Annotated in this window: 9 protein-coding genes, 1 tRNA gene and 1 other RNA gene; 6 read left to right on the forward strand and 5 right to left on the reverse strand. The window is 41.8% G+C overall.

The window, feature by feature from the left end:
- The 3 genes from OEX01_08795 to OEX01_08805 form a co-directional block, all read left to right on the forward strand.
- A partial coding sequence (locus tag OEX01_08795; GenBank protein MDH5449079.1) for a hypothetical protein occupies positions 1 to 600 on the forward strand: 600 nt, incomplete at its 5' end.
- Between the two features lie 117 nt (positions 601 to 717).
- Positions 718 to 1,416: an HAD family phosphatase gene (locus tag OEX01_08800; protein MDH5449080.1), complete on the forward strand. Its 699-nt coding sequence runs from the start codon at positions 718 to 720 to the stop codon at positions 1,414 to 1,416.
- A 35-nt stretch (positions 1,417 to 1,451) separates the two neighbouring features.
- Positions 1,452 to 1,563, forward strand: a tRNA-Leu gene (locus OEX01_08805).
- Positions 1,564 to 1,684: 121 nt separating this feature from the next.
- On the opposite strand, the gene OEX01_08810 is transcribed toward OEX01_08805, so the two are convergent.
- The 4 genes from OEX01_08810 to OEX01_08825 form a co-directional block, all read right to left on the reverse strand.
- Complete coding sequence (locus OEX01_08810; protein MDH5449081.1) at positions 1,685 to 2,011, reverse strand: hypothetical protein; 327 nt, start codon at positions 2,009 to 2,011, stop codon at positions 1,685 to 1,687.
- Between the two features lie 13 nt (positions 2,012 to 2,024).
- The gene (locus tag OEX01_08815) at positions 2,025 to 3,905 is read right to left on the reverse strand and encodes an MEDS domain-containing protein (GenBank protein MDH5449082.1); all 1,881 of its coding nucleotides are present in this window, start codon (positions 3,903 to 3,905) and stop codon (positions 2,025 to 2,027) included.
- A gap of 3 nt (positions 3,906 to 3,908) precedes the next feature.
- Positions 3,909 to 4,595 carry an AAA family ATPase gene (locus OEX01_08820; protein MDH5449083.1) on the reverse strand — a complete coding sequence of 229 codons (687 nt, stop codon included), beginning with the start codon at positions 4,593 to 4,595 and terminating at the stop codon, positions 3,909 to 3,911.
- Between the two features lie 132 nt (positions 4,596 to 4,727).
- Positions 4,728 to 5,996: an HAD-IB family phosphatase gene (locus tag OEX01_08825; GenBank protein MDH5449084.1), complete on the reverse strand. Its 1,269-nt coding sequence runs from the start codon at positions 5,994 to 5,996 to the stop codon at positions 4,728 to 4,730.
- A gap of 316 nt (positions 5,997 to 6,312) precedes the next feature.
- Between OEX01_08825 and OEX01_08830 the strand changes: the two genes are divergently transcribed.
- Positions 6,313 to 6,438, forward strand: coding sequence for a hypothetical protein (locus OEX01_08830; GenBank protein MDH5449085.1), 126 nt, complete (start codon positions 6,313 to 6,315; stop codon positions 6,436 to 6,438).
- Between the two features lie 16 nt (positions 6,439 to 6,454).
- Positions 6,455 to 6,783, forward strand: an RNA gene (gene ffs, locus OEX01_08835) — signal recognition particle sRNA.
- A gap of 14 nt (positions 6,784 to 6,797) precedes the next feature.
- On the opposite strand, the gene OEX01_08840 is transcribed toward ffs, so the two are convergent.
- Positions 6,798 to 7,751: a TIGR00269 family protein gene (locus OEX01_08840; protein MDH5449086.1), complete on the reverse strand. Its 954-nt coding sequence runs from the start codon at positions 7,749 to 7,751 to the stop codon at positions 6,798 to 6,800.
- A gap of 81 nt (positions 7,752 to 7,832) precedes the next feature.
- Between OEX01_08840 and OEX01_08845 the strand changes: the two genes are divergently transcribed.
- Positions 7,833 to 8,459 (forward strand): nucleotidyltransferase domain-containing protein (locus OEX01_08845; GenBank protein ID MDH5449087.1); only part of this gene is annotated, 627 nt, incomplete at its 3' end.

Consider the following 8,459-nt stretch of genomic DNA (forward strand, 5'->3'; position numbering starts at 1 on the left):
GAAAATAGAGTCATCTTCATACCAGAAGCACAAGTGGAAGTCTATAGAGGCAGAATCCGAACATACTTTGGTGCTATAGAGGAAGGAGAGTGGCATTATTACGCATTTGAGATGCCAATGGAAACCCAAGGAATTGCCATTATAACACTGTCTTGGGAGCGAAATTGGGATAGATGGGCAACAAGCGACTTGGATCTGTACGTCGTAGGTCCAGAGGGATCCTTTGATGTCTCTGGCGCAACCGGCGCTTCTCCAGAAATCGCAGTAATCGAAGCAAGCGCTACAGGAACAGGAGTATACATGCTTGCTATGTACGGATATCAAGTATACTTTGGTCAGGAAGAATCTTATGAGCTTGAGATTATTTACATAAGCAACCCATTCAACAAGCGCGGTGCCCGCGACTTACCTTTGTGGTCTTCGAACGTGTTTCCCATAGACGACTTTGCAATTGTATGCGTCCCTCCGCGGGCGTACGGTAATTCGCAAGGTGTGGCAATCGCATGGATTCATGATTTAGACTTTGACTACTGGTACATTGCTGGGTTTACACTGCTCAGACAAAAGCACTGTGGCGGCTGCACTGCCCGCCTAAAATAGGAACACTTCAAGACAGATCAACCCTTTTTCCCCCTTTTTCTACACAAAAAACAAAACATCTACTTATTCCCGCCCCAAATCTATCTGGATCCAAATATTATCTAGGGGAGTCTAAGAGTGACGCGCACACAGTCTTCAGCAACCCTTTTCAACCTCACCACACAAAAACAAGCCACAATGACAATAAAACTCGTAATCTTCGACATCGACGGCACAATCCTCCAAACCCACAGCTGGCAACACATACACCAAAACCTAGGAACATGGAGCCAAGCTAAAAAACATCACAACCAATTCTTCAAAAACCAAATCACCTACGAACAATGGGCAAAACTAGACGCCACCCTCTGGAAAAACCAATCCCTAGCAAAAATCAACCAAATCGTCAACCAAATGCCCTACACAAAAGGCGCCAAACAAGCCCTCAACACCCTAAAACAAAACCAAGTCAAAATATACCTCTTAAGCGCTGGTCTAACTCAAGTCGCAAAAAGAATTCAAAAAGAAATGGGCACTAACGGCTACACAGTCAACACCCTCATAACCAAAAACGGTATCCTAACAGGTGAAGTCGAAGTCAACGTTTCCTTCCACAACAAAGACAAACACCTACCCACCATCCTCCAAAAATTCAACCTCACACCCAAAGAATGTGCAGCAGTCGGCGACGACCCCACCCTCATACCCCTCTTCAAAAAAGTCGCCCTCGCCATAGCCTTCAACCCAACCAACAAAGATATAGAAAAACACGCAAACATAACAATCAAAAGCAACGACCTCCGCGACATCATACCTCACATCCTCAAGCAACGCTAAAATTAAAAACCACTATGCACCATCCATAAACAACGGCGGGGGTTCCCAAGCCAGGTCTAAATATGGGCATCTAAACCCCTAGGACAAGGGGGAGGACTTAAGATCCTCTGGCGAAGGCCTTCGCGGGTTCAAATCCCGCCCCCCGCACCTCTCCTAAACCTCCTTTCTTTCACAAAATTTTCAGAAGAACTCTGTGACGGATAAAACCCGACTTTATATAGTCTATACGTAACCTACAAAATTCCCAAATGCCAACGCGTAAAACCCTTTACTTGTCGTCCTTCTTTACAGTTGTTCTCAACGCATTCACATAATCAACAAATGTGTAACCTTCCTTGAACTGAAAATCTTGGCTAAAGTCGGAATAAAGACCATCCAAAATCACTTTCTCCACCACTCTAGCCCCAGAACTAAGAAACCTATCCAACCCTTCAGCAAAAACCTCCAGCTTTTTCGGAATCTCTTCTTGCCGCAACGAAAGGACACTCTGCAAATAATCATAGATAACCAAAGTTCCCATTTCTCCAAAAACCTGTTTAAGCTGCACATCAATAGTCTTTACAAGCGACTTTTCAAACTCAATTTCTCTCTTCATCAATATCCCTCGCCTATCTAGCTTTCATTAACGTTTCAGGCAACTTAATAATTTCTACTCCTCCTTTTTCAAAGATTACTTGGTTGCTGAACAAACTTCTCAAACTGGATACGATTTTTTGATCATGAGCATTAGAGTTAAACAAAAATATGGCAGTGGCATTTATTGAACTTAGCATCTCTAAGGCGTAGCGCACGAAATTATATGTTTTTTCAAATCCTACTTGCAAAATGAGACTAGTCAGGTTGTCAAAAACAAAGTTGAAATTCCCATCAGGATGACTTTTAACAGTTTTGTTTAAGGCGTCGAGAAGAAGAGACGTATTGTTCGCAGGTATTAAAATCTCACCAGTATGTTTATCGGTTTTTGGAGTAGAAGCGAGCTGTGTCAATAGCAAAAACTTCACATTTTCTTGTATACTTAGAATTGTGTGAATTACGCTGCCTTTACCGGTAAATATTATAACTGTTTCAGCGTTCGCTGATGCTTCCAACACAAAATCGCGAATTGCTTCTTCATAATTCGCTGCAGGATCGAATTCTAGTAATAGATTTCTGCCCACTACATGCTTGTGGTTTACTCCAATTCTTTTTGAAAACTTGTCTGAATATTCAAGCAAGTCCATTGACTTTGTGCTCAGAAACTTGAATTCTTGAATTAGCTGAGGGCTCAAGTTTTCGATGTTAACTGCTCGAAGTTCAATCATGAAGGGGTCCATTAATCGCGTGTTTGCCTCTCTCAAGTATTCAAAGTATTTTTCTTTTTGGTCACCTAAAAAGCTCAAGTCACCCAGATCAAAAAGGTCTCTTTCATGCTTGAACCCACCTTTCTTCGCGTCGATTTTTAAGTCATTCCAAAAATTGATTAATTGGCTCTTGTCGATGACGCCATTCCGTATATAAACATGCGAGACACTCATCAAAACAAGAGAACCCTTTTTTTCATGTTTTTCTACTTCCATTCCATGTTCCTTCAGTCTAGACCTGACAATTTCAGAATCGATGTTAGAATATGCATAGACAACTCTGTCGCCTTGACGTAAGCCTTGGCGAATATAGGTTGAAAAGAGTTTCCACTTGTCCACTTTGTTGGTGTAGAAAACGACAAGATGTTCTCCTTCTCTTAAACGAAGAGAGGGATATGTAGTGTTGAATAGACCTTCTAGAGTTGTTGTCTGCTTGAAGTAGTATGCAACAATTCCATAATAGAGCACATAAGATAGAGAACTTATTTCCATTAACTCTATGTTCAAGTTCCTTACTAGTCCATGAAAAAACATCAATGTTACTCCAGTAGCTGCCCAACAAATTCCAAGCCACCATAGAGCATCGGAAACATGTTTGTCATTGCATTTACGACTTAAAAGAATAAAAACTGTACAAGGGTACAAAATAACAGCAATTAGTAAACCTCCAAGAACCGCTGTGAACCATTGGTCATATACAAATCCATAAACCAAATTCCCCCATAGATCAGGAATACTATATCTTACTTGCCAGGGATTGAAGATCCATGCTGTGATCAAAACCGCAAGTGTAAAGACTTTAAAGAAAAGAGAAATTATGTTTATCTTGCTTGAGAAAAAGCCTTTTCGTTGCATCATCTGCTGTCTTTTGTGTAGCATAAAAGCAGTGTGCTCCACTGCTAACGCAGCCACTAATACAGCAGACGTCCCCCAGAGGACGTATGGTAGCATTATCCAGCTTTCGTTTATTAAATAGTTTTTAATCGCGTTGGTTAAGACAACCGAGGCGACTCCTGAAAACGCTATGAGTAGCAGTATTTGCACTGACTTAAAGTAAGAGCCCTTCTGTCGTACAATAAAAGTTATTAATGTAATGAGAACAGCGAGAGTTGCAAAATAAAACGCCAAGTCTATCATGCCGTTTACCAAGTGCTACATTGTTGAGAATGGCACTATCTTAAGTCCCTTTTCTCCTATTATGACATCATGATACTTTCTGCTGTGACTTGTTCCCCGCATTTTTCGAATCAAAAAACGCGTTTTAAGCTCGGTATCAACCATGACATTTTCAAGGACTATCACTGAATCGGCTATAAACTCCTCTATTCCAAGCCCCAACGTGTCAGAGCCTGCTGGTACGCTGCAAGTCATTATCGTCGTGCAACTCATCTTTTTTAGTATCTTATAAAAAAGATGCATAAGAGTTCTATACTCAAACTTTTCGCCTGTTCCAATGAGAAAAGCAGTAAGAGAGTCTATAACCAATCGTTCAGCCTGTATTTCCCTAACTGTCTTCAGAACGAAGTCTAAATTTGCGTTTAAACCTGCCTCTTTCATCGCTTGCAATCCAATAACTTTAATCTTGCCCTCTCGTTCCAGTTTTTCCAAGTCCATACCCAGTTTTTCCATGTTTCTTTTCAAGCTTGCTTCATCCTCCTCAAAAGTTGCGTACACTCCTTTCTCTCTATATTGCGTAGCCCCGTTGTAGATGAATTGGGTGGAGAAGATTGTTTTGCCGCTACCTGTGGTACCTGCTAACAGCATGACCTCGCCCTTTATCACTCCTCCATCAATGAGTTCGTCTAATCCTTCTACTCCAGTTTTTATGCGTTCTATCACTTTTCAATCCTCTAACATAGCAGCATGAATTGTTATAGTATCCTCTGTCGAAAACTATGTTCAACAACCGTAGACTAATCCTTTATGAAATGAGAATATTAATTCCAAATAAATCGTCTTTCAGGTGAGAGATCACAGAAGAGTCAACAACACACCAGCTGCCAATGGTATTGAAAGATTATCATTAATCGGCAACGGAAAGGATTCCACAAACATGCCTACAACTGCGCCGATGAAGGCATGCAGCGGATGCAGAAAAAATACGGCGCCGAAAAAAGCGAAAGCGAATCCGACGAGAGATCCTTCTAGGTTTTTGCCTTTGTTGAAAGAAATGCAAGTTTTTCCGAGTAATTTGCCGAAAATCGACGCTGCGCTGTCTCCAAATGAGACTATAGCTATCGATGCATAGTTTAATGGAGTTGGAAAAAGTAACAGAGATAGCATAATGCCTAAAGCGAAAAATATGGGAGCCATTGCAAATTCGTACCGTTCTGAGAAGGTTGCTGCGTTTAGAGTAATTGACGAAAATAAGGGGATGTTTTTTCTTTTGATTCTGGCAAGCTCAGATGCTATGTATACCAGAGTTGTCAAGAATAGAAGGAAAGCAACTATGTAAGCTCCAAAGTAATTAGTGGCTAAAATCACAAAGACCCCACCACCAACATGTATAGTTTCCCGAATCACTTCATTGTATGATAGGGAATAACGAGGTCTTTTTTGAGTTCCTTCAAAAATGGATACAATTTCTAGCAAGTTTTCCCTTATGACATGATCTGACTTCAAAACTATTAAAAAATCTGGATTGTAGCCTATCTTTAAACTTTCTGTGTAGAAAATTGGAGAGTTGTTGCGGTCATCAGCTACTACCACGCAATCCTGTTTTGTTAGATTCTCTCGGTCTAAGATTTTTTTCATTATAAGAGCTTTGCCATTCTTCTTTATGACGTCGCCTTTGATGCTTCCTGTTAAGGTATTATTCTTGATTTCTAATTCGAGTCCAAAGGCGTAGTCAGCTTTCAAGCGAGAGGCAAGATTTTCGACAACTACTTGAGGAAACCCGGAGCTCACAAGAGCAGTCTTTAACCCTTTTTCCCTTAGTTCTGCAAAAACTGCTTCTGTATGCAGGAGCAAAGGTAGTTTTCTGAATACATTCAACAGTTCTTCTACGCTGAAACCTCGAAATAGTTTAAACATTCCCTTTAGCGCTGATTCTAGAGAGAGCAAGCCTACTTCGTAAAGAAAACCAATGAAAAGGAGCTTAATGAACTGCGGAAAACTCAAATTTCGCCCTAATTCGAAGACTAGAAAACGGTTTTTAGGCATCAGCACTCCTTCAACGTCGAAGATTACAAGTTTTCTTCTCGGAATCATTTGACTCGTGTTTTCCTCTCTATCTGTCACACGACCTAAGCACTATAAACTATAAATCTATTCTCTCGTAGTCTCTGCAGTTGTAGGCATCATAGGTTACTTGATAGCTAAAATTTCTAATTCCTCTCTCTCATAAATGATAAAAGCCATGGACGTAGAGAATTCATGAAACCAGATCTCCTAATGAACCAGAAGAGCAAGGTTGGTATCAACAAGCATTGAAACAACATCAAATTGATGTTACTGAAGAAGATTTGGAAGACTCAACCCGAAAATAGCTAGAAGTTTCTTCTACGCGTCCTTACATGTTGGTTTGATTGCTGCCTTAAGTAGGTGGCGAAGCACATTGGAAGAAACCCAAAAATCTAACGAATCGTTCGATGCTCCAAATAGGGCAGTCTCGCCACAACTCCAAACAAACAAAAACAAGGTAACAGTATCAACGCTTGGCAAAGTTTTAATGTTTGGATAGGACTATGAAGTTTGGGTGGCGGGCCTTAAGTGGGGGGCTAGGGGTCCTCTGAAAGGCATTGCCTTGACCGTAAATCCTCTACACGACGGACTGACAGCCGAGGCTGAGATGTCAAAGAGCGTCAGGCTCCGCTTACCCTTGCAATGAATATCCGTCCCTTGGGGCTGGCGGTCACGGAGCTGTCTCTGTAGGGAGGCAGTTTCTGTACTTGCTAGGTGAATCTGGCCAGGCCCGGGAGGGAGCAACCTAAGTCTAGACGTTTAGCGCTCAAGGGGGTGCGGATACTAGACAAGAGTAAGCTGTGGGCTTGACTAAAACTGGGCACCGAACCTCGGTGACCCGTCACCCTAAATTCGCGCTTAATGTTTGTGTAACTTTAGGTTTTGTAGCATTTTACATGGTTGGCATATTTCGTTTACGGTTGGTTCACCACATATTCTGCAATTTCTCAGTTTTTCTGCTTTCACTGCATTCTCTATGGGAGACCATAGTTTTTCCGCTGAGCGATAAACCGTGTACTTTATGCCTGAATGTTTTTCTTCCATTCTATTCAGCATGGTGCGGACGTCGTTTCTTAACGCTGCAGATGCGTAGGAGCATGGTATGCTTTGGAACTCTATCTTTTTTAAATAGGCATACAATGTTGTTTCTCTTTCAAGAACTTCGCAGAAGGGCTTAATGCGGCACACAAAATTGGGGTGTGTGTGGGACGAGACGGGTTTAACTTTGGCTATTCTTAGTGGGTCGCCGTGCAAGATGTTTAAGAGTATAGTTTGTGTTTCGTCGTCGAGGTTATGGGCGGTTGCAAGTTTTGTTGCTCCGCAGTTTCGAGCCGCAGAATTAAGAGCACGTCGTCGTAGGACGCCGCAGTAGGCACAGGGTGTTAAGCCTCCATCACTTGTCTGCTTCTTATGTAATCTCTCAACTAACTCGTCTAGTTTATATCCAAACAAATCCTTAAACGAAACAGTAACATGCTCAACACCAAGCTTCTGGCAGCTTTTTTCCGCGATTTTTAACGCCTCATTCCTGTAACCTTTGATTCCTTCATCAGCCGTGATAGCGGTTAACTTTGCTTTAGGGAACGACTTTTCAAGCTTAACCATAATGTGAAGAAGCGCCATGCTATCTTTTCCGCCTGAAACTCCGATGGCTATTCTGTCGTCGAAGCGGAGCATCTCGTATTTGGCTATAGCTGCTCTGACTTTATTCTCAATAGAACGACAGAAACATCTGGTGCATAGTCTTTCGCCTGAGTATGGTCGCACGTAAATTGCATCTCTGTGTTTACATAGGGTACATGTTGAGAACATTGTTTTATTGCACGGGTCCTTGCTTTACTTTATTAAAAATTAGCACTTTAGTATAGGTTTCTGTAGAAGGCTAGAAATATCATGGCTAAGAAACCCGTTAGACATGCTGAACGCTTGGAAATCTACTACGACAGGCAGCATTGGCAACAGTTGAAGATGCTACGTTCTGAAGCAGCAAAGATAATGGACGCTCTTGAAAAGGCAAACCTAATCACAATAACTTATGGCAGCATAGCGAGGGGAGACGTTACCGCAAAAAGCGACGTAGACATTTTCCTACCAAACCCACCCTCTTCTTTCACAATTGAAGGAACACTCGAAAGAGCAGGCATTCAGATAAACAGACGATTGATCGTACAAGCCACACCTTACTACGCAGTAAAAGGCTACATTGAAATCGGTGAACAAAAGGGAGTTTCTTTTCCTCTCGTAAAAATGCGTCGAGTAGAAAGAGATTTTTACCGCTTCGGCGGAGAAATCGCCCTTACAACGCTAGAGGAAAATAAAAGAGTGGCTGGAGTTGACAAGAGACTTATGCTAATAGAGCCGATAGAAAGAGGGCATATCGAAAGCAGTATAATCGGACGAGAGGAGGAAATAGCTAAACTTTTAAGAATTTCTTTAGAGACCGTGTTGGACCGTGTGCGTGCACTTCTACGAAGAGATAAAATAGGCAGAACAGGCGTGTTTATCGAAAAAGAATTGGCG

It is taken from the genome of Candidatus Bathyarchaeota archaeon (genome assembly GCA_029882535.1).
Classification (GTDB): domain Archaea; phylum Thermoproteota; class Bathyarchaeia; order Bathyarchaeales; family SOJC01; genus JAOUKM01.

Bases quoted from the DNA above. Each gene is read 5' to 3' on its own strand.
- OEX01_08810 (MDH5449081.1), bottom strand. From the start codon at position 2,011: ATGAAGAGAGAAATTGAGTTTGAAAAGTCGCTTGTAAAGACTATTGAT.
- OEX01_08840 (MDH5449086.1), bottom strand. From the start codon at position 7,751: ATGTTCTCAACATGTACCCTATGTAAACACAGAGATGCAATTTACGTG.